This window comes from Rhizobium sp. WSM4643 (assembly GCF_025152745.1).
In the GTDB taxonomy this organism is placed as follows: domain Bacteria; phylum Pseudomonadota; class Alphaproteobacteria; order Rhizobiales; family Rhizobiaceae; genus Rhizobium; species Rhizobium leguminosarum_I.
The window spans coordinates 189,009-214,532 of the sequence record NZ_CP104042.1 but is presented as its reverse complement, the minus strand read 5'-3'; the positions used below and the strand labels follow the sequence as shown (position 1 = coordinate 214,532).

The window sequence follows — 25,524 nt, the reverse complement described above, 5'->3', positions numbered from 1 at the left end:
TTGTTTCGGGTGGGCCATGAGTGGTTTTCTGCATACCAACCTGCACTGTCTTGCACTGGTCGCGCGTCATCACGGCGTCGATCTTGCTCCTGAACGATTGCAGCACGATTATGCCGTCGGCAACGATCCTGTTGCCCTGCGGCAGCTGCTGCGCATGGCCAAGGATGCCGGCCTCAGGGCCAGGCATCTGACGCTCGACTGGCGATCCCTGTTCCAACTTGGCGAGGCATTCCCGGTGCTCGCCGAGCTGACGAACGGCAACTGGGTGGTCATCGCCGGCGCTGTCGGGAGCGGAGAGGATGAGAGAATCCGCGTTCTCGACCCGCTGGCATCACGCGCCGAAGTGATGATGCTCAGCGAAGAGCAGTTCGCCAAGGCCTGGCTCGGATCGGTGATCCTGCTGAAGCGCAACTATCGCATGTCCGATGAGGACCGGCCCTTCGGCTTCCGCTGGTTCGTCCCCGAGATCATCAAGCAGCGCAGCTTCTTCCGCGATGTCGCGCTCGCCGCCTTCGTGCTCTACGGGCTGGGGCTGACGACGCCGATCTTCTTTCAGCTCGTCATCGACAAAGTGCTGGTGCATCAGAGCTATGCGACGCTCACGGTTCTGACAGTGGGCATTGCGATCGCGCTCGTCTTCGACGCGACCTTCACCTTCCTGCGCCGCTATCTGCTGCTCTATGCGACGAACAGGATCGACATCCGCGTCGCGACCCGCACCTTCGGCCATCTGCTCAACCTGCCGATCGCGCTCTTCGAGCAGGCCTCGGCCGGCGTACTCGTCAAGCATATGCAGCAGACGGGGCGCATCCGCGAATTCCTGACCGGCCGACTGTTTCTCACACTGTTGGACGGCGTTTCGCTCCTGGTCTTCGTGCCGATCCTGCTTCTCTACAGCGTCAAGCTAACGCTTGTCGTGCTCGGTTTTGCCGCCCTCGTCGGGCTCGTGGTGATGATGCTCGTTGGGCCGTTCCAGCGCCGGTTGCAGGCGCTCTACCAGGCCGAAGGCGACCGGCAGGCGTTGCTGGTGGAAACCGTGCACGGCATGCGCACCGTCAAATCGCTGGCGCTGGAGCCGCGCCAACGCAAGGTGTGGGACGATTATTCGGCCCAGTCGATCTCCGTGCGTTTCCGGGTCGACAAGATCTCGACCATCGCCCAGGCGATGACCGGACTGCTGGAGAAGCTGATGAGCGTCGCGATCATCGGCCTCGGCGCGCTCGATGTTTTCAGCGGCGCGATGACGATCGGCGCGCTGGTCGCCTTCAACATGCTCGCCGGCCGGGTCTCGGGACCGCTGGTGCAGATCGTCACCATGGTGCACGAATATCAGGAAGTCGCGCTCTCCGTGCGCATGCTCGGCGAGATCATGAACCAGCGGCCGGAGCAGGCGGGCCGCGGGCGAGGTGTTCGGCCGCATCTGCAGGGCCGCATCGAATTCGACAGGGTCAGCTTCCGCTACGGCCCAGATAGCGCACCGGCGCTCGACAATGTCTCCTTCGCCATCCCGGCAGGCTGCCTCTTCGGCGTGGTTGGCAAGAGCGGCTCGGGCAAGACGACGATCACAAGGCTCATCCAGGGGCTCTATCAGAGTCAGGAAGGCCTCGTGCGCATGGATGGCTATGACAGCCGCGAGATCGACCTCGTGCATCTGAGAACGAGCATCGGCGTCGTGTTGCAGGATAGTTTCCTGTTTCGCGGCTCGGTGCGCGAGAATATTGCCGCCGCCAAGCCCGATGCCAGCATCGAGGAGATCATGGAAGTCGCCCGCATCGCCGGCGCCGAGGAGTTCATCGAGCGCCTGCCGCGTGGCTTTGACACGATGCTGGAGGAAAACGCCTCCAACCTGTCAGGCGGCCAGAAGCAGCGGCTTGCCATTGCCCGCGCGCTGATTACCGATCCGAAGCTGTTGATCTTCGACGAGGCAACGAGCGCACTCGACCCCGACAGTGAGGCGATCATCCGCGAGAATCTGAGCCGCATCGCCGCCGGCCGCACCGTCATCATCGTCTCGCACCGGCTTTCGACGCTTGTCGACGCCGATGCCATTCTCGTCATCGAGCGTGGCAAGGTCGCCGATATCGGCCGGCACGATCAGCTTGTATCGCGCTGCATGACCTATCGCCACCTGTGGGCCCAGCAGATGAGGCAGGTCGCATGAACGCGCACACCAGAAAACCCAGCGAGAACCTGCCGGTCCCTTCAGGCGAAGGCCCTTCAGACAAGGCGCTCTCGGGCAAGGCGCCCTCCGGCAAGGGAAGGGAGCTAACCGCCCGCCCGCCCCTGCCGCCGGCAATTGCGGAATTTCAATCCGATGCTGTCGAGCTCGAGGAACGCGCGCCGCCCAGAGTTGCGCGCATGACGCTCTACTGCGTGACGGCGCTGATTGTTTCGGCGATCATCTGGGCCTCGATCTCGTCGATCGACGAGGTGGTGATTGCGCCCGGAAAGCTCGTCACCACCCAGCCGACCATCGTCGTCCAGCCGCTCGAAACCTCGATCATCCGCACGATCGAGGTGAAGGCCGGTGAAGTGGTGCATGCCGGCCAGACGCTCGCGACCCTCGACGCTACTTTCAGCCAGGCCGATGTCGACCAGCAGCGGGCGAAATTCTCCGCGCTCGATGCCCAGGTGCGGCGCATCGAGGCCGAGCTTGCCGGCGACGACTACACGAAGATGGCGGGAGATACGCCCGACCAGATGCTGCAGGCGCAGCTCTTCGGCCAGCGACGGGCCTTCTACGTGGCGCAGTTGCAGAATTTCGAGCAGCAGATAGCCGGCCAGTCGGCCGCTCTTCTGGCGAGCAAGAACCAGGAGGCCGTGCTCAACGACAGGCGTGATGGGCTGTCGCAGATCGAGGCAGCGCGGGAGCGGCTCTATAACAAGCAGAGCGGCTCGCTGATCACGCTGCTCGGCTCGCGCGACGCCCGCCTCGACGTCGAGTCCGATCTGACGGCCGTTCGCGGCCGGGCCGACGAGGCCGCGCACGCCTATGCCAAGCTGACGGCCGACCGGCAGGCCTTCATCGAGGATTTCCGCCGGGCGGCGATGGAGCAACTGGTCGAGCTGCGCGGCCAGCGTGACATGGCGGACGAGGAACTGAAGAAGATGGCACTGCGCCGCAACATGGTCGCGCTGACGGCGCCGGCCGATTCCGTTGTGCTCGACCTGGCGCAGCGCTCGGTCGGGTCGGTGGTGCGGGAGGCGGAGCCGGTGGTCACACTCGTACCCATCAACGTGCCGCTGGAAGCGGAAGTCTCGATCAACACGCGCGATATCGGCCGGGTGGCGGTCGGCAAGGAAGCCCGTATCAAGCTCGATGCCTATCCATTCCAGAAATACGGAACCGCGACAGGCGAGGTGAGGACCATCAGCCAGGACACCTTCCTCACGGGCCAGCAGGAGGCCCCCACCAACCAGCCGGCCGCTCCCTTCTTCAAGGCGCGGATCCTGCTTGCCGATACCCGGCTGAATGCCACAGATGTGCCGGTGCGGCTGCTTCCCGGCATGACTGTGACCACGGAAATCAAGGTCGGCAACCGTACGGTGATCTCCTATTTCCTGTATCCGCTACTGCGTGGCCTCGACAACGCAATACGCGAACCGTAGGACGTGATAGATCAGTTCGCCCCGAACGAGATGCCGAGCGAGGTTCAAGGCAGATATTTCGCGTCCCATAGCTGCGGCCCGCCCGCATGTTGGTGAAGGCGGATTTGCCCGGATTTCGGCGGCTCGCACTCAACGAACCGTCGAGCTTTCGCTCAACTTCGATCGATTGGAATGAGTGTCGCAATGATTCACGACGTCTGCATTATAGGCGGCGGCATAGTTGGTCTTGCCACTGCCATGGCCGTTCTGGAAAAGCGCCCCGGCGCAAGCGTCGTTCTCCTTGAAAAGGAGCCTGGCTTGGCCGTCCACCAGACGGGGCATAACAGCGGCGTCATCCACGCGGGAATCTACTATGCGCCAGGCAGCTTGAAAGCGCGCCTCTGTCGGGAGGGGGCCGATGCCATCAAGGCGTTCTGCAGGAAGAAGGCTGTACCCTATGAACAATGCGGAAAACTGGTGGTTGCCACCAACGAGCTTGAACATCGCCGCCTAAAGGACCTGGCCGAACGGGCAAGGATCAACAGCATCGATATCGAATGGCTTGATCGGAATACGCTGAAACAGCGGGAGCCCATGGTCGAAGGCGTCGCGGCAATTTTCGTTCGGGCGACGGGTATCGTCGACTACAAGGCTGTGTGCGTCGCCATGGGCGCTCATCTGACCGCTCAGGGCGTGGAAATCGAATTGAATACGCAGGTTTCCGCGATCCGCGAAACCTCTGATCTCGTGGAGATTGCAGCCGGTGAGCGCCAATGGCGGGCCAGACAGCTGATCGCGTGCGCCGGCCTGCAGTCCGACCGCATCGCCAAACTTGCGGGCCTCAAGATCGATCATCAGATCATACCGTTCAGAGGCGAATATTTCCGTCTGCCGCCGTCGCGGAATGGGCTGGTCAGGCACCTGATCTATCCGGTGCCCGATCCGTCGCTTCCATTCCTTGGCATTCATGTCACCAAGATGATCGATGGCAGTCTTACCGTCGGACCCAATGCGGTTCTGGGAATGGCGCGCGAGGGGTATCCGAAATTCAGCATAAACGTCCGGGATCTCAGCGAGTGTCTCTCGTTTCCGGGTCTATGGCGGCTACTCTGGAAGAACGCAGGGGGCGCCGTGAACGAATTCAGGGACTCGCTGTGGCGGAAAAACTATCTGGAAGCGTGCCGCAAATACTGCCCATCGTTGACACTTGAAGACCTTCAGCCGATGGAAGCGGGCATCCGAGCCCAGGCCGTGATGCGAGACGGGCGCCTCGAGCATGACTTCCTGTTCCTAAGGACGGGTCGCATGCTGCACGTCTGCAATGCGCCGTCGCCAGCGGCCACGTCGTCGATCCCGATCGGCCGGGATATTGCCGACAGGTGCTTTTCCGCCGGCTAGACGAAGCCGTGAGGGAAACCGGATGACGTTCAAGACAAGATTTCTCGAAGCCGCAATGAACGATGCCGGTCAAGGTTGCCCTGAGCGGTAGAGCATCCCTCCCTATGACAAGAACTATTGGCGCTTCCTTCCCTCGACGGCGTTCCTTACAACCTTGCCTGTTCTCCCCGCCCTGGAAATGAGGTTTTCATGAGCACGCTTACCCGGTTCTCCGTTCAGCCGCTCTCGACCATGACCCGCCGTCTTGCCGATGTCGCCTCCGCGCGTCGCGAACCAGACCTGGTCATCCAGGGCGCGCGCCTCTTGTCCACCTATTCGGAGCGCTTTCTCGACGGACGGGAAGTCTGGATTTCGGGGGGCCGCATTGCGGCCGTCAAGCCGGCCGGCAGCTACAGGGGTGCGAGCGCTAAACTCTACGACGCCAAGGGCGGCATCATCGCGCCCGGTCTGGTCGATCCGCATATCCATATCGAATCCTCGATGGTGACGGCCTGCGCCTATGCCGAAGCGGCGCTCCTCAACGGCACGACGACGATCTTTTGCGACAGCCACGAGATCGGCAACGTGATGGACGTCGCCGGCGTCGAGGCCATGCTCGAGGATGCACGGCAGGCGCCGCTGTCGATCTTCCTGACCGTGCCGAGCACCGTGCTGGCGACGACGCCGGATTTGGAGACAGCCGGCGGCGACCTGACGCCGGACAAGATCGCCGCCCTCTTCGACAAATGGCCGGAAGCCGTGGCTCTCGGTGAGAAGATGGATTTCGTCCCCGTGGCGATGGGCGACGAGCGCAGCCATGCGATCCTGGCTGCGGCGCTCGAGCGCGGCAGGCCGGTATCGGGCCACGTCTACGGACGAGAATTCGTTGCCGCCTATGCCGCATCCGGCGTTACCGACACGCATGAAGCCATAGACCGCGACATAGCCGACGACCTGCTGGAAGCCGGCGTGTGGATCTTCCTGCGCGGCGGCCCGCCGACGACACCCTGGCATTCGCTGCCGCAAGCGATCAAGACGATCACCGAGCTCGGCGCCTCCCACAAGCGCGTCGCCGTCTGCACCGACGACCGTGATGCGGAAGATCTGCTCGCCTTCGGCCTGGACTGGGTGACCCGCGAAGCCGTGAAATACGGCATGAGGCCGGAACAGGCCTGGGCGATGGGTTCGCTGCACGGCGCGACGCGGTTCGGCATGGAAGGCGAAATCGGCGGTCTGGGCGGCGGACGCCGCGCCGACCTGGTGCTTCTCAGCGACGATCTTGCGCCGGTCAGCACCTGGTATGGTGGCGAACTCGTCGTCGACGTCAAGAAGATCACGTCTATCCTCGATGAAGCCCTGTCGAAACCATACCGTTATCCGGATGCTGCCTTCCACACGGTCAAGCTGCCAGAGAACCTCAAACTGACGCCGGATCTGCCGACGGAGACGGTCGTCGCTCATACGATCAAGACGGAGCTGCCTGGCATCACCCTCGGCCATGTCACCGTCACGCTGGAGCCGGCCAATGACTGGAAGACGCATTTCGACAGGCACGATCTCTGCTTCGTGACGGTGGTGGAGCGTCACGGCAAGTCTGCCGGCAATGTCGCCCACGGACTGCTCAACGGCTTCGGCCTCAGACAAGGCGCTGTCGCATCGTCGGTCGGCCACGACAGCCACAACATCATCGTCGCCGGCACCAATGCAGTGGACATGCAGGTGGCGCTCGACGCGATCGAAGAAAAGCAGGGCGGCGTCTGTGTCGTCATGGACGGCAAGGTGACGGCGATGGTGCCACTGCCGATCGCCGGGCTTTTGTCCGACAAGCGCGTGCATCAGGTCGCCCACGAGGTAAAGGCCTTAAAGCTCGAATGGGAAAAGGCAGGCTGCACCATCGCCTATATGGGCTTCAATCTCATCCCACTCTCGGTCATCCCGGAAATCCGGATAACCGACAAGGGCCTAGTGCTGGTGCCGGAAATGGTCATCTCGCCGCTCTTCGAAAAGGCCTGATCGGCAAAAAACAGCCGGCGCGTTCGGCAAGGATGCCAACATATAATAGCGTTTGCGCCAAAGGCAGCATCGGCAGCCGTTACTCGGCCTGCACCCTTTGATCCTTCGGGAGCAAAATCGTCAGCGCCGCCGCGACGGCGGCCGTAACTGCAACGGCAAGATAGATGCCGCCGAAACTCTCCGTCGATGTCTTGATCACGCCGCCAAAGAAGTTCCCCGTCGTGCCGCCGATGCCTTGGAAGACGGTGCAGATGCCTAAGACGGTCACCGCGAGGCGGGGCGTGGCCCGATGTGAGACGTAGGCCGGCAGCAGGCCATAGATCGGATAAAAGCCCAGCGAAAAGAAGATGCCTGACAGGATCGAGAGTTCCATCGAGGGATCGAGGACGACGAGGGCGCCGGCGGCGAGGAAGCTTGAGTAACAGGCGAGCATGGCATAGCGTGATCCGAGGCGTGAGGATATTGTGCCAATGGCGAAGCCTGCGCCGATCCCCACGGCCCCGATCGTTGCCCAGAGCCACGAGGCAAAGCCGACGGAATAGCCGAGTTCCTCGCGCAGGAAAGGCGACAGATAGGTGAGATAGGGATAGGGCATCAGGCCGTTGATGAAGCCGAGCGCGAAGATCAGCACCACCCATGGCATGATGGAGCGCAGGTTTGCGGAAGCGCCGGCAGTTGACGCGAGCGTTTCGTGACTTGCCCCGCTGTCGAAGAGGCCGGCCCGCCCGAAGAGGATGTGGGTGACAACGGCCAGTGTGATCGTGGCGGCGCCTGTGAGGTGCCAGACCATCTGCCAGTGACCGCTTCCGGCATATGCCGCCACGAGTGCGCTGTTGATGAGGACGCCAAAGGCCGGGGCGCTGGAGATCAGGCTCATGGCAAAGCCGCGTTGTTCTGCTCTCACCACCCGCGAGGCGAGGTTAATCATCGGCACGAAGGTCGATGCGCCCGTCGCGCCGGCGACCATCAGCAGGCCGGCAACAACATAGAGATTGTCGATGATGGGGATGCCCGACAGGCAAAGTCCACAGAGCGACACGGACGCCACCACCGTCCGTGCGGCACCGATGCGATGGACGAGCAAGGTAGCGAGCACGGCGAATGCCACCGTGGAAAACTGGACCAAGCCGGTGACAGTGCCAACGAACGCATAGTCGAAGGCAAGATCTTTCCGCATGTCGGGGATGATCTGGGGAAACAGGCTGAGGCCGAAGCCGTAACACGTGGCGACGCAGGCGATCATGACGGCGACGAGAACGTTACCCGGGAGACGCACGCTAGTCATGATGATCGGCCTCTGTTGGCTATCGCGGTCACGGCTGTTCGACACGATGATCATCTAGCATGGGCAGCCGGCGGACTGTCGAGGCTGCGACGCCGGCCGCCGATATTGCCGGCACTCGAGTTCACCGGAGGCTTCGGCCATATAATGCATTTCGAGCCATAGTGGCAAAATGCCTGAGGAAGGGAAAAGTGAATTGCATCGCTACGAACGGCGTGCTGTTTTCGGCGCCGGCCGGGCTCGAGATCCTTCCCGCGGATCCGACGAATTTGGGCCCGATATCGTCATCCCGTAGCGCTGGGATATGCCGCTGAGCGCTTCGGTCCGGATACTTCGCGCGCTCGGAACTCAACACGTGTCATTAAGTACCTGTTCGCAGCATCGGGTTCACTCTGTGACGCGACACGAACCCGTCGATCCGACGGCTTTCACCTCCGCGGCTTAAAAAGACAGAATTTCGCACAAAAAAGAAACAGCCCATGCGTCTATCGCATAGCTGAGATGAGAGATTGTCGCTGTTTTAAACCGATTGAGCCGCCTATATTCCAACCATCGAAACGACGCCGGAGCCAAGCAAGGTTTCTGACGTCAGACAGCCCTCAGGAAAGGGGATTATCATGAACGTAGCACGCTCTTTCAACAACTGGCGCAAGTTCCGTCAGACCGTCACCGAGCTCGGCCGCATGTCCAGCCGTGAGCTGCAGGACCTCGGCATCGACCGCGCTGACATCCGCAGCGTTGCCCGCGCATCGATCGCGCGCTAACCGCACAGCGCGTAATATCTAGTACTGCTTGACGCCCGTTCCCGACGCGGGCGTTTTTGCGTCGAGTTCCGTGGCTGGGCTCGTTGGGATCCTTGTTCGCATTGTAAGCTTTCCGCCTTGTAGTCCTTGCATAGCTGCAGTGCAGCATAAGACATTGGCACCATCCGTGGTCGGTGTATGATCAAGACGATCGAAGCAATGCACCTCCTCCCGTAAAGCTTCGACTTTCGGACGGCCCACTCCTCCTCCCAAGGGACGTCTGTCAGAACAGCGGCACTCCTCCTCCCAGTCGCTGTTCGGTTTTCAGAAAGCCTGCCGCACCTCCTCCCGTGGCAGGCTTTTTCGTATCCTGAGCCTTCCCTGCTAAAGATCGAGATCGAGTGCGGCTGTTCCCACGTCGAATATCGGGAGAGAAAGCCGCTTCATATCCCGCAGACCAAGAAGGTAGCTGTGATAGGCGGCCGAATTGCCTCGAAGGAGTGGCGCTTGGTTTCATACCGGCGAACTTGGCCGGCAAGCTCCCTGGCGGTCCGCCGCGCGATGTCGCGCCGGTGACTTATCAAATCATATTTCTGGAGGCTGAAACGCTCGGCCCAGATGACCTCATCGCCGTGTTGGCCATGATCTCAGGATTCATAGGAACCACGCCAACGCCGAGCGAGGATATTAGCTCCCGGCTCCGTCCTGCAGATACCGATCCGGCAGATAGCAGATCGCAAGCAGACCCTTTTCCGGGAACGCCACGGGTTGCCCGGTCGGATCGATCAGCCGCAACTCAGAAAATGACTCGAGCCTGAGCTTCATGCGGATACTGCCTGCCGATATCCCTGGCTATTCTCCGAGCGGAAGAGTGATATCCGCTCCGGAGGCTCCCAATGTTACGCCGCGACTTTCCGCCTGCGCCATCGCCTTTACCAGCGCGATGACCGTATCGCGGATATTGCGGTCGGCAATTTTAAGAAAGGCGCGATTGAGCACCAATCCCTCTTTTGTTCGCAGGAATTCAGCGACCGGGTCGGTATTCGCCGACAGATCCAGCCCTTGCAGTGTCAACGGCTCGGAATTCTCCTGTTCGAAGAAGAAGCTCACCGACGTATGAAGCACATCGGCGATCCGCTGCAGCCGGCTTGCGCCGATGCGGTTGATGCCCTTCTCGTATTTCTGAACCTGCTGAAAGGTCACGCCGATCTGCTCGGCAAGCCGTTCCTGGCTCATCCCGAGCAACTGGCGGCGCATTCTTATGCGCGCTCCGACATAGCTGTCTATCGCATTCGCTGTCTTGACATTCATCGTGTGTTTTCAGCCTCGATCGCATTTTCAATCGGGGAAGCTGTAGTATCCCCTGCATGGCTTTTCCATGGTTGTTTTCACATAGCATACTGGATATGCGATGATCGCGACCGACTGTGGTATGAAAGCCCGCCTGGAAAGACGTTGAGCTAGGCAGAAATCACTCGTCCGAAGAGCAAATCGAACAAAAGCCGTACCAATACGGATAAAACCGGGCTGTAATTGCGTCTCCGCTTACGCTAAATGCACTTCCGCGACCGTCGCACGAGAGTCTTCCCAGCCCCGATCGCCCGAAAATCCATCGAACAAAAGCGACGTGGCACTGCATCGGCCGTGCCTGTGCAGGAGAAGTATTGATGGCAACCGTTGCCGAGAGCGCGCCCCGTTTCGAAAAAACAACGATGTCTATCCTCATGGCGGTCAGCTTCTGCCATATGCTGAACGACATCATGCAGTCGTTGCTCGCCTCGCTCTATCCGCTGTTCAAGACGAACTACGATCTCGATTTTGTCCAGATCGGCCTCCTCACCATGACTTTCCAGGTTACGGCGTCGCTGCTGCAGCCGCTGGTCGGCATCGTCACTGACCGCTGGCCGATGCCCTATTCGCTGCCTGTGGGCATGGCGAGTACCTTTTGCGGCCTCATTCTGCTCGGCAATGCCGGCAGCTTCGAACTGCTGCTGCTTGCCGCCAGCCTGATCGGCTTCGGCTCGGCGGTCTTCCATCCGGAATCGTCGCGCGTCGCCCGTCTTGCCTCCGGTGGTCGCCACGGTTTCGCCCAATCCTTCTTCCAGGTCGGTGGCAATGCCGGCCAGGCGATCGGTCCGTTGCTTGCCGCCTTCATCGTGCTGCCGCTCGGCCAGCACAGCGTTTCCTGGTTCGCCGCCATCGCCATGGTCGGCATGATCGTGCTGAGCTGGGTCGGCAACTGGTACATCAGCCACAGGCGCCAGAATGCCAGCAAGCCGGCAATAAGCCGGACCCTGCCGCTGCCGCAGAACCGGGTCGTCTGGGCGCTGCTGATTCTCGTGTTGCTGACGGCAACGAAGAATGTCTACATGGCGAGCGTATCGAGCTACTTCACCTTCTATGTCATCGACAAGTTTGCCCTCAGCGTGCAGCAGGCACAGCTGATGCTTTTTCTGTTCCTCGGCTCGGTTGCCGTCGGCACGTTCCTCGGCGGGCCGATCGGTGACCGCTTCGGCGCGCGTTTCGTCATCTGGTTCTCGATCCTCGGCGTCATTCCCTTCGCGCTCCTGCTTCCATATGCGAACCTTTTCTGGACGGGCGTGCTCAGCATCGTCATCGGCCTGATCTTCGCTTCGGCTTTCTCGGCAATCGTCGTCTTCGCACAGGAACTGGTGCCCGGGCGCGTCGGGCTGATTGCCGGCGTCTTCTTCGGGTTCGCCTTCGGGGCAGGGGGGCTTGGGGCGGCGCTGCTCGGCGATTTCGCCGATACCCACGGCATCGATTTCGTCTACCGTATCTGCTCCTACCTGCCGCTGCTCGGTCTCCTGACGGTCTTCCTGCCGCGCATTCCTAAGCAGAAACCGGTCTGAGGCGACATCGCTCACGGACAATGCATCGAGCCAAAATGTCACCGACACGCCGACTCGATGCATCCAGTTTCGCACGTCGCCGTCGCCCAAAGGCCCGAACGTATTTTTCTCCTCCTTTGAGGAAGAGGGATCATCATTCCTTTAATCCACTATTTTTATAGATAATATTCGTCCAACAATGACGTCGATTTCGGCACGATATTGGAAGGAAATGGCATGTCTGCTCCCAAACTGGTCGGCCTAGCGGGTAGTTTCAACCGCCCGTCGAAGACCTTTGCGCTTGTCGAAAATATTGCCGGTCTCGCCAGCGAGAAATACGGCTTCGACAACACTGTCTACGACCTGACCGATGTCGGCCCCTCGCTTGGTTTGGCGCTGCGCCGTGACGATCTCGACAATCGCGCCAAGGAAGTCATCGACGATATCGTCAGTGCCGATGTGCTGGTCATCGGAGCGCCGACCTACAAGGGCAGCTATCCCGGCCTCTTCAAGCATCTGATCGACCTGATCGACCCGCATGAGTTGCGCGCCAAGCCGATCATCATCACCGCGACCGGCGGCGGCGACCGGCATGCGCTGATGGTCGAGCACCAGCTCCGCCCGCTCTTCGGTTTTTTCATGTCTTACACGCTGCCGACCGCCGTCTACGCGTCCGACCGCGACTTCACCCATTACCGTGCCTCGTCCGACCCGCTTTGCACTCGGATCGGGGAGGTCATTGGCGAGCTCGCGGCCTTCTTTCCCAACCGGAATCAAGCGCTTATCGCCGCCGAGTGAAGCGTACGGGATAGACTTGAAACGGCGCCGCGGAGGCGCCGTTTTCGCTTTCGCGCCATCCTCGCTGCCAAGTATAATCCACTAATTTGATGGAAATTTATCCTGCCGATATCGATGGCAGGGCAAGAGTTTTTCCGGCCGTTCCTCCACATCAGACATTCGTACTTCGCCTTCGATACGCGCATTTGCCATGATCGGCCTGCTCGGGGCGTTCGGCCTCATTCAGTCAGACGGGATAACAATGACCAAGAACAAAAATCTTCACGGCTTCCACCTTTCGCGCCGCGCGGCTCTTGCCGCCGTGGCCGTTTCCGCTGCCGCACTCTTTACCCTTGCAGCACCCGCTTCTTCCTTTGCCGGGGACAAGTCGATCAAGGTCGGCATCATGGCCGGCGAGGAGGAGGATATTTGGCGCGTGGTCGCAAGCGAGGCGGGCAAGAAAGGTCTCAAGATCGAGACCGTCATCTTTAACGACTACACTCAGCCGAATGAAGCGCTGGAGCGCGGCGAAATCGATGCCAACGCCTTCCAGCACCAGCCCTATCTCGACAACCAGATCCAGCAGCACGGCTATCACATCATTCGCGTCGGTTATACCGGGGTCTGGCCGATCGGCCTTTACACCAAGAAGTACAAGTCCGTCGCCGAGATCCCGGAAGGTGCCGTCATCGGCGTGCCGAACGATCCTTCGAACGAAGGCCGTGCGCTGCGCGTTCTCCAGAACGAAGGCCTGATCAAACTGAAGGAGGGCACCGGTATTCTCGCGACCGTCGCCGACGTCACCGACAATCCGAAGAAGATCGAGATCAAGGAACTCGACGCCGGCATCGTCGGCCGTTCGATCGACGATCTGGATGCCGGTGTCGTCAACACCGACTGGGCGCTGAAGAGCGGTCTTTCTCCGGCCGAACGCATCGCCCAGGAGCCGATCGCCGATAATCCGTACCGCAACTTCATTGCCGTCAAGGACGACAACAAGGATGCCGAATGGGTCAAGACGCTTGTGTCTTCTTATCAGAACGACACCGTCAAGGCCGAATTCGATAAGGTCTACAAGGGCACCGGTCTCAGCGCCTATTGATCAAAGGCAGGGCTGGGGTTAGAGCCTTTCCGGGTTAGATTGAAGCATTCTGTTGGCTCAAACGGAGTCGGATGGTCGACCGGCCGGCGCGCGTCGTAGCCCGGTTCTACGGCCAAGCCGGCCGGTCGATCAGCCGGCCCGTTTCAGCCAACCCGAAGGGCCGGGCATCTTTCCGCCGGGATCAAAGGCGATCGGCTCGGACGTACCAAGGGGTATGCCCGTCGCCAATCGCCTTTGATCCTGACGAAAATCTGCTCCGGCAGAATGCTTCAATCTAGCCCGGAAAGGCTCTAAGGCCTGCCGAGAGGCGGTCCGGGCGTTCTTTGCCCGGACCGCCTTGAGTATTTGTAAGGAAAACCACATGAATTCCCTTGTTTCCACCACGGTGATCGAGGCGCAGTCTCAAGCGGCGACCGAAGAGGTGGTGAGGCTTACCGACGTGAAGCGGCGGTTCGGAACCACTGCAGCCCTCGACGGCATTTCGCTGACGGTGAAGAGAGGCGAAATCCTCGGCATCATCGGCCGCAGCGGCGCCGGCAAATCGACGCTGATCCGCTGCCTGAACGGCCTGGAGCGCGCCGATAGCGGCGAGATCCTCATCGAAGGCCGAGACATCACCGGACTTTCAGAACAGGAACTGCAGCCGCTGCGCCGCCGCATCGGCATGATCTTCCAGCATTTCAATCTGCTTTCCGCCAAAACCGTCGAGGAAAACGTCGCGCTGCCACTGAAGATCGAGGGTCTTGCAAAGAGTGATCGCCTGAAACGGGCGCATGAGCTGCTCGATCTCGTCGGCCTTGCGGACAAGGCCAAGGCCTATCTCGCATCGCTGTCCGGTGGCCAGAAACAACGCGTCGGCATCGCCCGCGCGCTCGCGGCACGCCCGGCACTGCTGTTGTCCGACGAGGCGACATCGGCACTCGATCCGGAAACGACCCGGTCGATCCTGGCGCTGCTTAGGAATATCAACCGTAAGCTCGGACTGACCATTCTGCTGATCACCCATGAGATGGAAGTGGTCCGCGGCATTGCCGATCGCGTCGCAGTCATCGATGCCGGGCGGATCGTCGAGGAAGGGCAGGTCTGGTCGATCTTCGCCAACCCGCAGGCTGACATCACCAGGAGCCTGCTCGGCGGCATCCGCCCGCAGCTTCCTGAGCATATCGCCGGCCGGCTGTCGGCTGCGGCGGGCAGCGAAGCGATCCTCAGCGTCGATCTCGCTGGCCCGCAGGCGCGGGGCGCGCTGTTTGCCGAACTCTCGGCGGCGCTGCCGCATTCCTTCCGCCTCGTCCATGGCGGCATCGACCACATCCAGAACCAGCCGGTGGCGCGGTTCTTCATCGCCGTTCCCGCGCGCGACCCCGCCCTTGCCGGAAAGGTCGAACAATTCCTGATGGCCCGGTCCGCCCGGGTGGAGGTGCTTGGTTATGACACCGATCATGCTTGAACTGCTCATTCGCTCCCTTTGGGAGACGATCCTGATGACGGTCGCCTCGGGAGTGATTTCGCTCGTCGCCGGCCTGCCGCTCGGCCTTGCCCTGGTCGCGACGGCGCGCGGCGGCATCGCCGAAAACATCTGGATCAATCGCGTGCTCGGCGCAGTCATCAACGGCTTTCGCTCGATACCCTTCATCATCCTGCTGGTGGCGCTGATCCCGCTGACGCGGCTGATCGTCGGCACCGCGCTCGGCACCTGGGCGGCCATCGTGCCACTCGCCATCGCTGCAACGCCCTACTACGCCCGCATTGCCGAAGTATCGCTGCGCGAGGTCGACCGCGGGCTGATCGATGCCGTGCGCGCCATGGGCGGCAACCGCTGGACGATCATCCGAGAGGTGCTGGTGCCCGAAGCGCTGCCGGGCATCGTCGCCGGTTTCACCGTCACGCTGGTAACGCTGATCGGCGCCTCGGCCATGGCCGGCGCGATCGGCGCCGGCGGCCTCGGCGACCTCGCCATCCGCTATGGCTATCAACGTTTCGAAACCAGTGTGATGATCGCGGTGGTGGCCGTCCTCATCGTGCTCGTCTGCGGCATCCAGTGGCTTGGCGACCGGCTGGTCGCCAAGCTGGACCACCGATAAGTCAGCGCCGGAACTGGGCGGCGGGATGAGCGGCGGGCAACCTGCCGTTCCCGCCTCCGAAAAGCTTCTGCCGCAAGGGTCCTGCAGCATAGTCCGCCTTAAAGACGCCGCGCTCCTGCAGCACCGGCACCACTAGGTCGACGAAATCGCGCAGGCTTTCCGGCGCCACTGTCCGCGCCAGATTGAAGCCGTCGATGTCACCCTCTTCGATCCATGTCGCGAGATGATCGGCGATCTGGTCGGGCGAGCCCACTATCGGCTTCATCCGGCTGCCGAGCACCATCTGGTCGATGATGTCACGCAGCGTCACCGGCTTTGGCGCCTGTTTCGTGATGGCCGCAAGCGCGGATTGATTGGCGTTGGTCGAGTTCTGGTCGATGACGTCGTCCAATCCAAACTTCGAAAAGTCGATGCCTGTCGAAGCGGAGTAATGCGCAAGCGAAGCCTCGACGCTCGCATGGCGGCGGTAGTCCTCCAGCTTGTCCCGTGCTTCCTTCTCCGTCCGCCCGACGACGACGGTGATCAGGCTCAGGATCTTCAATGCGTCGGCGCCGCGGCCGAATTCCTCCGCCTTCGCCCGCAGCGCATCGACGGTCGGCTTGGCCGCCTTGGGATTCGGCCCGGCAATGAAGACGCATTCGGCGTGGCGTGCGGCGAAATCCTGCCCACGTGCCGAGGCGCCGGCCTGGAAGAGCAGGGGCGTGCGCTGCGGCGAGGGCTCGGAAAGATGAATGCCCTCCATCCGGTAATATTTACCGTCGTGACGGACCGTGCGCACTTTGGAGGGATCTGCATAGACGCCACCCGCCTTGTCGCGCAGCACCGCATCGTCGTCCCAACTCCCTTCCCAGAGCTTGTAGAGAATTTCGAGATATTCTTCGGCTGCGTCGTAACGCGCATCATGTTCCGGCAGCTTGTCGAAACCCATGCTGCGGGCCGCACTGTCGAGATAACCCGTGACGATGTTCCAGCCGATCCGTCCCTTGGTCAGGTGGTCGAGCGTCGACATGCGCCGCGCCAGCAGGAAGGGCGGCTCGTAGGTGGTGTTGACGGTGACGCCGAAACCCAGATGTTTGGTGACATAGGCCATCGCCGAAACCGGGATCAGCGGATCATTGACCGGGATCTGCGCGCCCGTCTCGATCACCGGCGCCGGGCTACCCCTGTAGACATCGTAGACACCGACGATGTCGGCCAGGAAGATGCCGTCCAGCTTGCCGCGTTCGGCGGTCTTGGCAAACTCCGTCCAGTAGTCGAGATCGGTATACTGCGCTGAGCGGTCGCGCGGATGCGTCCACAGGCCGTGGTTGATATGGCCGACGCAGTTCATGTCAAAGGCATAGATCTGCATGGTCTTCATGAGGCGGGTCCCAAAGCCGGCAATAGAAATCAAGGATTTGCCGCATTAATTATCCTAGAGCATGATGCTGAAAAGTGTGAGCGGTTTTAGGACGACATCATGCTCTAACTATATAATATAGAACAGGATTCAGATTTTTGGCCGGCTCGGCCTAAAATCATCCTGTTCGGGCTCTATCGCACGAGGGGCCGGTGAAATGGTAGGCTGAGGATGAAAAAGGCCGGAGGAACCGCATGACGAAGAAGACGCTGTCGGATTGGGTGGAGCTTGCGCAAAAGGAACTGCGCACCTCGCCCGAAACGCTGACCTGGCAGACGCCGGAAGGCATTGCCGTCAAGCCGCTCTATACGGCCGAGGATCTCGCCGGCGTCGGGCACCTTGGTTCGCTTCCCGGTTTTTCGCCTTTCACCCGCGGTCCGCGCGCGACGATGTATGCCGGCCGGCCCTGGACGATTCGCCAGTATGCCGGCTTCTCGACGGCAGAGGAATCAAACGCCTTTTATCGCCGCAATCTGGCGGCCGGCCAGAAAGGCCTCTCGGTCGCTTTCGACCTTGCCACCCACCGCGGTTATGACAGCGATCATCCGCGCGTCGAGGGCGATGTCGGCAAGGCAGGGGTGGCAATTGACAGCGTCGAGGACATGAAGATCCTGTTCGACGGCATTCCGCTCGGCGAAATGTCGGTATCGATGACCATGAACGGCGCCGTCATCCCGATCCTCGCCTCCTTCATCGTAGCCGGCGAGGAGCAGGGCGTTTCGCGGGCCGACCTTTCGGGGACCATCCAAAATGACATCCTCAAGGAGTTCATGGTCCGCAACACCTATATCTATCCGCCCGAACCATCGATGCGGATCGTTGCCGACATCATCGAATATACCGCAAGGGAGATGCCAAAGTTCAATTCGATCTCTATCTCCGGCTATCATATGCAGGAGGCCGGCGCGACGCTGGTGCAGGAACTTGCCTTCACGCTGGCCGACGGCCGCGAATATGTCAGGGCGGCGATCGCCAAGGGCCTCAACGTCGATGATTTCGCCGGAAGGCTCTCCTTCTTCTTTGCGATCGGCATGAACTTCTTCATGGAGGCGGCCAAACTTCGCGCCGCCCGGCTGCTCTGGACTCGTATCATGGAAGAGTTCCAGCCGAAGAAGACCTCTTCGCTGATGCTGCGCACCCATTGCCAGACCTCCGGCGTCTCGCTGCAGGAACAGGACCCCTATAACAACATCATCCGCACTGCTTTCGAGGCGATGTCGGCCGTTCTCGGCGGCACGCAGTCGCTACACACCAATTCCTTCGACGAGGCGATCGCGCTGCCGACGGAATTTTCCGCTCGCATCGCCCGCAACACGCAGCTTATCCTGCAGCACGAGACAGGCGTCACCAAGGTGGTCGATCCGCTGGCAGGTTCCTATTACGTCGAGAGCCTGACGAAGGAGCTCGCCGACAAAGCCTGGGCGCTGATCGAGGAGGTGGAAGCACTCGGCGGCATGACGAAAGCCGTCAATGACGGCCTGCCGAAGCGGTTGATCGAGGAAGCGGCCGCACGCCGCCAGGCGGCGATCGACAAGGGCGAAGAGGTCATCGTCGGCGTCAACCGTTACCGGCTCGACAACGAGCAGCCGATCGACATTCTGGAGATCGACAACAGCGCGGTGCGCAAAGCGCAAATCAGACGTATCGAGGAAACGAAGCGGCGCCGCGACGGCGGAGCCGTGCGCGAGGCGCTGGCGGCCCTGGCGGAGATCGCACAGAACGGCAAGGGCAACCTGCTGGAAGCCGCCATGGCGGCGGCCCGAGCCCGCGCCACGGTCGGCGAGATATCGGACGCGATGCGCACTGCCTTCGGCGATCATGCCGCGACCCCTGAAGTCATTAAAGGCGTCTACGGCGAGGCGTATGAAAACGAGCCGGAACTCGCCGTGCTCAAGACCCGCATGACGGAGGTGACGGAAGCCATGGGTCACCGGCCGAAGATCATGGTCGCCAAGCTCGGTCAGGACGGACACGACCGAGGCGCCAAGGTGATCGCCTCGGCCTTCGGCGACATCGGCTTCGATGTACTCGCCGGTCCCCTCTTCCAGACACCGGAGGAAGCTGCCAGCGTCGCACTCAGCGAAAAGGTCAATGTCGTCGGCGTCTCGTCACTGGCGGCCGGTCACAGGACGCTGCTACCACAGTTGATCGACAGGCTGAGGGAACAGGGCGGTGGTGATATCATCGTCGTCTGCGGCGGTGTTATCCCGCGACAGGACTATGAATTCCTGCATGAACACGGCGTTGCAGCCGTGTTCGGCCCTGGGACAAACGTTCTCGAAGCGGCAAACTCCGTTCTCGACTTGCTGCAGGGCAGGCGGCGAAACCAGTAGTTTAGAGCAGACCGCGCTTGGCGAGGTTGCTCATCAGCGCCGAAATACCGAAGGTCCAGGGCGCGCATTCGGTGGAGAGCCGCACGGTGTTGACGAGCGCGCCGAGGCCTGCCGAGGAAATCTCGACGACATCGCCGATCTTGTGCGTGAAGCCTTGCTTCGGCGCGTCGCGGTCCTGCGTCGGCGCAAACAGCGTGCCGAGAAAGAGCATAAAACCATCGGGATATTGGTGATGGGCGCCGACCGTCTGCTTGACGAGATCGGTCGGGTCGCGGCTGATCTTTGACATCGAACTCTTGCCGTGCAGCACGAAACCGTCCTGGCCGGTGACTTTCAGGTCAAGCTCGGCATTGCGGACGTCATCCAGGCTGTAGCCGGCATCGAACAGGCGGATGAACGGACCGATCGAGCAGGATGCGTTGTTGTCCTTGGCCTTACCGAGCAGCAGAGCCGAGCGGCCCTCGACGTCGCGCAGGTTGACGTCGTTGCCGAGCGTCGCACCCTTGATTTCGCCGCGGCTGTTGACCGCGAGCACGATTTCCGGCTCGGGATTGTTCCAGGTCGAAATCGGATGCAGGCCGACATCGGCACCCCAGCCGACCGAGGAGAGCACCGGCGCCTTGGTGAAGACTTCGGCGTCCGGCCCGATACCGACCTCGAGATATTGCGACCACATGCCCTCGTCGATCAGCGCCTGCTTGACCTTGGCCGCCTCCGGCGAACCGGCCTTCAGATTGGTGAGGCTGCCGCCGATCAGCGTGCTGACACGCTCGCGGATCGAGGCGGCGCGTTCCGGATTGCCGGCCGCCTTCTCCTCGATGACGCGCTCGATCATCGACTGCGCAAAGGTAACGCCGCAGGCTTTGACTGCCTGCAGGTCGACGGGCGCAAGGAGATAAGGGCGCGTTTGATCCGGAACTCCGGTACTGTTGGCGGCGATGTCCGTCAGCGAGCCAACCGTCTTGCCACTTGCTGCACGGACGAAGCCGGCGGCATCCTGCCGCTCGAGCAGGGCGCTCAGCGTCGGCGCCTCGCGCGACGTGATGTCGACCAGCACGCCCTCGCGTGATGTCACAATGCTCGGTCCGGCAACCTCGGGATTCCAGATGCGACCGACAAAAAGACCATCCGAAGCGGCGACATCGAGAAGAGCTTGAGACATGGTGATCTTTCATCAAGACGAGCGAGAAGCGCTCTTTTGAAAATTGCGGCGTATTGCCGCCCTCCGACCCGGCGGCGACCAAAATCGATCACATTCATGAAGACGGGGCAAGATGCGTTGGGGAAAAAGACTTTTTCTCGATCGGCTCAAGCGGCGGCCTTTCTCGGGAATCCAATCGCAAAAGCTCACAAAATAACTATTTAGATACAAAATAACTCTTAAATTTCAAATAGTTAAATACAGGCGGTGACGATTTTGCCCTCCATCTCGCCTTGACAGGAGCCAGCTTTCGTTATCTGTTTTGCCCGACATGGAGGAGGCTGGCGTCAGCCGGCCGCACGAAAATCCCGGGAGGATATTGCAGCGATGTTGAGATTTGCCGTCGTCGGAATCGACCATGGTCACACGTTCGATCACGTGAAGGGATTGCTTGCTTCAGGCGGCGAGTTCGTCGGCTATTGCCCGCAGACCTCGGTGCCGGCATTGCGCGAGGCCTTTGAGAAGACCTATCCTGACGCGCCGCAGATCGACAGGGAAAAGCTGTTCGACGATCCGTCGATCGATGTCATCTGCATTTCCGCAATCCCCCGCGACCGCGCCGGGCTTGCCATCCGCGCAATGAGATCAGGCAAAGACGTGATGACCGACAAGCCGGGCGTGACGACCTTCGTCCAACTCGAGGAGGTCAGGCGTACCGTTGCCGAGACCGGCAAGATCTTCTCGATCTGCTTTTCCGAACGCCACTGCGTGCGCTCCGCCGTCAAGGCCGGCAAGCTCGTCGCCGAAGGCGCAATCGGCAAAGTGATCCAGACGCTCGGTGTCGGTCCACACCGGCTGCAACTGCCGACCCGACCGGACTGGTTCTTCGATCCCGAAGCCTTCGGTGGCATCATCGTCGATATCGCTTCGCACCAGGTCGACCAGTTCCTGTTTTATACCGGCTCGACCACAGGCGAGGTTATCGCCAGCTCGATCGGCAATTTCGGCATGCCCGACAAGCCCGCCTTCGAGGATTTCGGCGAGGTGCTTCTGCGCTCCGACAAGGCGGCGGGCTATGTCCGTGTCGACTGGTTCACGCCGGAGGCGCTGCCGACCTGGGGTGACGGGCGCCTCACCATTCTCGGCACCGAAGGCTACATCGAACTGCGCAAATATATCGACATTGCCGGCCGGCCAGGGAAGGATCACCTCTTCCTGGTCAACGGCAAGGAAATGACCCATATCGATTGCAGCGGCGAAAAACTCGACTATTTCGACGCTTTCACCGCCGACGTCGGCAACCGCACGCAGACGGCGATGACCCAGGATCACGTTTTTGAAGTCTGCCGTCTTTCGCTGGAAGCCCAGGCGAAAGCCGCGCGCATCGGCGCTCGCTGAGGAGGATATCATGACCAGGAAATTGCGCGTCGGCGTCATCGGCGCAGGCATCGCTGCGCGGCATCTGGCCGGCTTCGGCTGGAACAAGGAGCTTTTCGAGGTCCCCGTGCTCTGCTCGCTCGACGAGGAGCGCGGCAGGGCGCTGTGCGAGGAGTACGGCATTGGCGAATACACCCAGGATGCGGATGCGCTGTTTGCCCGTGACGATCTTGACATCATCGACATTTCGACGCCGCCGAGTTCGCATTTTGAACTTTGCCGCAAGGGTATCGAATCCGGCAAGCACGTGATCTGCGAGAAGCCGCTTTTCGGCTCGATCGCTGAGGTCGACGAGATGGGGCGCATCCTCGATCGTTACCCCGGCAGGAAGCTGATGCCGATCTTCCAGTATCGCTATGGTTCCGGCCTGCAGAAGCTGAAGCTGCTGATCGAACGCGGCCTGGCCGGCAAGCCGTTCCTGACGACGATCGAGACACATTGGTGGCGCGGCCCGGATTACTATGCCGTGCCATGGCGCGGCAAATGGGCGAGCGAACTGGGAGGCGGCCTTCTCGGCCACGCCATCCACGCCCATGACATGCTGAACTATGTACATGGCCCTTGCGCTGAGGTGTTTTCCTATGGGGCGACGCTGGTCAATCCAATCGAGGTCGAGGATACGGCAGCCCTTTCGGTGAAGATGCAGAACGGCTCGCTGGCAACGCTGTCGATGACGCTCGGCTCGCGCAAGGAGATCTCGCGGCTGCGCTTCTGCTTCAACGACCTCGTCGCCGAAAGCATCATCGAACCCTATACGATGGGCCGTGATCCGTGGACGTTCGTCGCCGGGACCGAGGAACATCAGGCGCGGATCGACGAAGTGCTCGCCGCCTATGTGCCTGGCGAGGATGGTTACACCCGTCAGTTCGAGCTCTTCCACAAGGCGATCGTCGAGGACACCGACGCACCGGTGACGCTGCAGGATGCCCGCAATTCGCTGGAACTGGTAACGGCCGCCTACTTCTCGCAGCGAACCGGACAACCGACGCCGATGCCGATCGCCGCCGATCATCCGCTCTATCGCTCCTGGCTTCCGGCAGGGGAATGGCGTGCTGCGGCCACAGTCTGAATCGCGAAGGGCTCTCCGATGCTGAAGTCCTTCGAGCATGTCGGCATGACGGTCAGCGACATGGACCGCACCGTCGATTTCTACTGTGGCCTGCTCGGCCTCGGCCTCGTGCTGCGCAAGACGATGGCGAATGGCATGCAGGTCGCGTTCCTCGATGCAGGCGGCGGCATGCTGGAGGTCTTTGCGCCGCCCGGCGGCGCGTCGAGGGCGGTCGACGTGCCTGAAGATACGGCCGGCGTCCGCCACCTCACCTTCCATTTCGACAATGTCGACGAGGCCGTCGTCCGCCTTGAACAGGCGGGCGTCGAAATCAAGGAGCGGCCGCGCTTCGCCGTCCACTCCGAGATGCTGAACAAGATCGCCTTCGTTCGCGATCCCGACGGCATCATCGTCGAGCTTGCCGAACGCTCTCAGAGCCGCCAGGGCTGACACAGGCGCCGCCGATCGCTTCGCTGCGGGCGGTGAGACCATCCCGCAGCAGATCGATCAGGCACTGGGCGAGTTTTGCTGCCATGCAAGGCTCTCCTCAGCTCGCCAGCTTGGCGCTGATATAGTTGCGCCAGCCGCCAAGCGCGGTGATTTCCTCGGCACCTTTCACCGCATGGGTCTCGCAGACGAAGCCGGAGACGCTGGAACCGTCTTCGAGCGTCAGCTTGCCGATGCCGAGGGGTGCCGGAATCTTCTGGACGAACCGGCCGAAAGCATCGGCCGGCAGTGCCCAGACCTCGACCTCCAGCCCCTGACCCTTATGGCCGGGTTCGCGCAGCAGTCCCGGTTTCGGCGGCGTGGTATTGGGCAAGACGAAGAGGCGATAATCGCCGGCCGTGCGGCAGGTCTTGACCAGACGCCCGCCGGCGCCTGCCAGTTCGTGATTGAGCGGCATGCCGGTCAGATGCGCACCGACGACTGCGATTTCGATGAAACCGTCATCGCCAGGCACAACACGGCTTGCTTCGGGGATCGCAGCCTGCCGGTCGATCCCCATGCCGGAACCTGCTGCGCGGTGCAGCGCATCGGCAAGCGGCGCCAGCGCATCGTCGGTGAAAGCCGGTGCGATGACGGTGACGCCGCCCGGCAGCCCACCTTTGCCGAAGCCGGCCGGAACGGCGATCGCTGCGCAATCGAGCAGGTTGACGAAATTGGTGTAGCGGCCGAGGCGGCCGTTGAGCACGACGGGATTGGCCAGCATGTCCGCGACTTTGTAGGTGGTCGGTGCGGTCGGCAGCAGAAGCACATCGGCCTTTTCCCATTCGGCCTCGGTCTTGCGGCGCAGTTCCTCCAGCCGGTATCGGCCGTTGAAAGCCTCGACCGCCGTCTTGCCCTTGGCGCCCTCGATAATCCCCCTGACCGTCGGATCGAAATCGGCCGCGTTCGTGGCGAGGAAGGTCTCGACCGCCGCCAGGCGTTCGGCAACCCACGGCCCGTCATAGAGAAGGGCGGCGGCCTCGCGGAATGGCGCGTAATCGAACGGCACGATGGTCGCGCCGAGCGCTCTGGCCCGCTCGATCGCCTGGTCGTAGAGCGCCTCCACCTCCTTGTCGCCGAAGAATTCCCGCTCGGCATCGGTGAGAACGCCGATGTGCAACCCCGATACCGGCAGGTTCGCCGGCTTGGCGCGACGCGAGAAAGCATCGGCGGCATCGAAGCCTTCGGCGACCTTGCGGATCGTAACACCGTCGCCGACGGTCGCGGCGAAGATCGTGATGCAGTCGACGCTCTTGCAGGCCGGTATGGCGCCGGTATTCGGCAAGAGACCCGGCGTCGGCTTGATGCCGACCAGATTGTTGAAGGCGGCCGGCACCCGGCCGGAGCCCGCCGTATCGGTGCCGAGCGCGAAGGCGGCGAGGCCGGAAGCCACCGTGACTGATGATCCTGAGCTCGAGCCGCCGGAGATATAGGCCGCATCGAAGACCGAACGCGGCGCGCCATAGGGCGAGCGCGTGCCGTTGAGGCCGGTCGCGAACTGGTCGAGATTGGTCTTGCCGATGATGATGGCGCCAGCCGCCTTCAACCGGGCAACGACGGTGGAGTCCGCTTCCGGCCGATACGCATAGGCCGGGCAGGCGGCCGTCGTCGGCAGGCCGGCGGCATCGATATTGTCTTTGACGGCAAAGGGAACGCCCCAGAGCGGCAGGCTGTTTGCCTCAGGCGCACGTGCCAGCAGGGCCTTCGCGGCAGCCCGCAGTTCATCGTCGGGCACCGGCGTGATGAAGATCGCCGGATCTTTCGAGGCGGCACGCCGCGCAATCACCTCTTCGATGGCGTCGAGCGGCGTCAGGCCGGATTGATAGGCGGCGCGAAGGCTTGAGAGATCGAGGATAGTCGGCAGCATG

General features: G+C 61.6%; 20 protein-coding genes. 14 read left to right on the top strand and 6 right to left on the bottom strand.

Going from position 1 to position 25,524, the window contains the following annotated elements; all coding sequences use genetic code 11:
- The first annotated feature begins 16 nt into the window (after positions 1-16).
- The 4 genes from N1937_RS27855 (at position 17) to N1937_RS27840 (ending at position 6,978) form a co-directional block, all read left to right on the top strand.
- Complete coding sequence (locus tag N1937_RS27855; protein WP_222252519.1) at positions 17-2,161, top strand: peptidase domain-containing ABC transporter; 2,145 nt, start codon at positions 17-19, stop codon at positions 2,159-2,161.
- A complete protein-coding gene (locus N1937_RS27850) occupies positions 2,158-3,609 on the top strand; it encodes an HlyD family type I secretion periplasmic adaptor subunit (protein ID WP_260060219.1) in 1,452 nt (483 codons plus the stop codon). Before N1937_RS27855 ends, N1937_RS27850 begins: the two co-directional genes overlap by 4 nt.
- 171 nt (positions 3,610-3,780) lie before the next feature.
- A complete protein-coding gene (gene lhgO, locus N1937_RS27845) occupies positions 3,781-4,986 on the top strand; it encodes an L-2-hydroxyglutarate oxidase (protein WP_260060217.1) in 1,206 nt (401 codons plus the stop codon).
- A gap of 189 nt (positions 4,987-5,175) precedes the next feature.
- Positions 5,176-6,978 (top strand): adenine deaminase, encoded by a 1,803-nt coding sequence (locus tag N1937_RS27840; RefSeq protein WP_260060216.1) that lies wholly within the window; start codon positions 5,176-5,178, stop codon positions 6,976-6,978.
- A 79-nt stretch (positions 6,979-7,057) separates the two neighbouring features.
- On the opposite strand, the gene N1937_RS27835 is transcribed toward N1937_RS27840, so the two are convergent.
- Complete coding sequence (locus N1937_RS27835; RefSeq protein WP_260060215.1) at positions 7,058-8,263, bottom strand: MFS transporter; 1,206 nt, start codon at positions 8,261-8,263, stop codon at positions 7,058-7,060.
- Positions 8,264-8,877: 614 nt separating this feature from the next.
- On the opposite strand from N1937_RS27835, the gene N1937_RS27830 reads away from it, so the two are divergent.
- Complete coding sequence (locus N1937_RS27830) at positions 8,878-9,024, top strand: DUF1127 domain-containing protein (protein WP_003552150.1); 147 nt, start codon at positions 8,878-8,880, stop codon at positions 9,022-9,024.
- 666 nt (positions 9,025-9,690) lie between these two features.
- Here the strand turns inward: N1937_RS27830 and N1937_RS27825 are convergent.
- Positions 9,691-9,828: a hypothetical protein gene (locus N1937_RS27825; RefSeq protein WP_162116578.1), complete on the bottom strand. Its 138-nt coding sequence runs from the start codon at positions 9,826-9,828 to the stop codon at positions 9,691-9,693.
- Positions 9,829-9,855: 27 nt separating this feature from the next.
- Entirely contained in the window at positions 9,856-10,314 is a 459-nt protein-coding gene (locus tag N1937_RS27820) for a helix-turn-helix domain-containing protein (RefSeq protein WP_162116742.1), read from the bottom strand.
- Between the two features lie 356 nt (positions 10,315-10,670).
- On the opposite strand from N1937_RS27820, the gene N1937_RS27815 reads away from it, so the two are divergent.
- From N1937_RS27815 to N1937_RS27795, 5 genes are all read left to right on the top strand, one after another.
- On the top strand, positions 10,671-11,873 hold the full coding sequence (locus N1937_RS27815) for an MFS transporter (protein WP_260060205.1): 1,203 nt from the start codon (positions 10,671-10,673) through the stop codon (positions 11,871-11,873).
- 216 nt (positions 11,874-12,089) lie between these two features.
- The gene (msuE, locus tag N1937_RS27810) at positions 12,090-12,650 is read left to right on the top strand and encodes an FMN reductase (protein WP_260060204.1); all 561 of its coding nucleotides are present in this window, start codon (positions 12,090-12,092) and stop codon (positions 12,648-12,650) included.
- Positions 12,651-12,891: 241 nt separating this feature from the next.
- Positions 12,892-13,731: a MetQ/NlpA family lipoprotein gene (locus tag N1937_RS27805; protein ID WP_260060203.1), complete on the top strand. Its 840-nt coding sequence runs from the start codon at positions 12,892-12,894 to the stop codon at positions 13,729-13,731.
- Positions 13,732-14,092: 361 nt separating this feature from the next.
- Positions 14,093-15,178 (top strand): methionine ABC transporter ATP-binding protein, encoded by a 1,086-nt coding sequence (locus N1937_RS27800; protein WP_260060201.1) that lies wholly within the window; start codon positions 14,093-14,095, stop codon positions 15,176-15,178.
- Entirely contained in the window at positions 15,159-15,812 is a 654-nt protein-coding gene (locus tag N1937_RS27795; protein WP_260060200.1) for a methionine ABC transporter permease, read from the top strand. Before N1937_RS27800 ends, N1937_RS27795 begins: the two co-directional genes overlap by 20 nt.
- 1 nt (position 15,813) lies before the next feature.
- On the opposite strand, the gene N1937_RS27790 is transcribed toward N1937_RS27795, so the two are convergent.
- A complete protein-coding gene (locus tag N1937_RS27790; RefSeq protein WP_260060199.1) occupies positions 15,814-17,172 on the bottom strand; it encodes an LLM class flavin-dependent oxidoreductase in 1,359 nt (452 codons plus the stop codon).
- Between the two features lie 233 nt (positions 17,173-17,405).
- Here N1937_RS27790 and scpA point away from each other — a divergent pair, with 233 nt between their 5' ends.
- Positions 17,406-19,544, top strand: coding sequence for a methylmalonyl-CoA mutase (scpA, locus tag N1937_RS27785; RefSeq protein ID WP_260060198.1), 2,139 nt, complete (start codon positions 17,406-17,408; stop codon positions 19,542-19,544).
- Position 19,545: 1 nt separating this feature from the next.
- On the opposite strand, the gene N1937_RS27780 is transcribed toward scpA, so the two are convergent.
- The gene (locus N1937_RS27780; protein WP_260060197.1) at positions 19,546-20,706 is read right to left on the bottom strand and encodes a fumarylacetoacetate hydrolase family protein; all 1,161 of its coding nucleotides are present in this window, start codon (positions 20,704-20,706) and stop codon (positions 19,546-19,548) included.
- Between the two features lie 366 nt (positions 20,707-21,072).
- On the opposite strand from N1937_RS27780, the gene N1937_RS27775 reads away from it, so the two are divergent.
- The 3 genes from N1937_RS27775 to N1937_RS27765 are packed head-to-tail and all read left to right on the top strand — an operon-like array spanning position 21,073 to position 23,620.
- Complete coding sequence (locus tag N1937_RS27775) at positions 21,073-22,083, top strand: Gfo/Idh/MocA family protein (protein WP_260060196.1); 1,011 nt, start codon at positions 21,073-21,075, stop codon at positions 22,081-22,083.
- Positions 22,084-22,093: 10 nt separating this feature from the next.
- A complete protein-coding gene (locus N1937_RS27770) occupies positions 22,094-23,191 on the top strand; it encodes a Gfo/Idh/MocA family protein (protein WP_260060195.1) in 1,098 nt (365 codons plus the stop codon).
- 18 nt (positions 23,192-23,209) lie between these two features.
- Positions 23,210-23,620, top strand: coding sequence for a VOC family protein (locus tag N1937_RS27765; RefSeq protein WP_260060194.1), 411 nt, complete (start codon positions 23,210-23,212; stop codon positions 23,618-23,620).
- Between the two features lie 97 nt (positions 23,621-23,717).
- Here N1937_RS27765 and atzF read toward each other — a convergent pair whose 3' ends face one another.
- Complete coding sequence (atzF, locus tag N1937_RS27760; protein WP_260060193.1) at positions 23,718-25,523, bottom strand: allophanate hydrolase; 1,806 nt, start codon at positions 25,521-25,523, stop codon at positions 23,718-23,720.
- Between the last annotated feature and the right edge of the window lies 1 nt (position 25,524).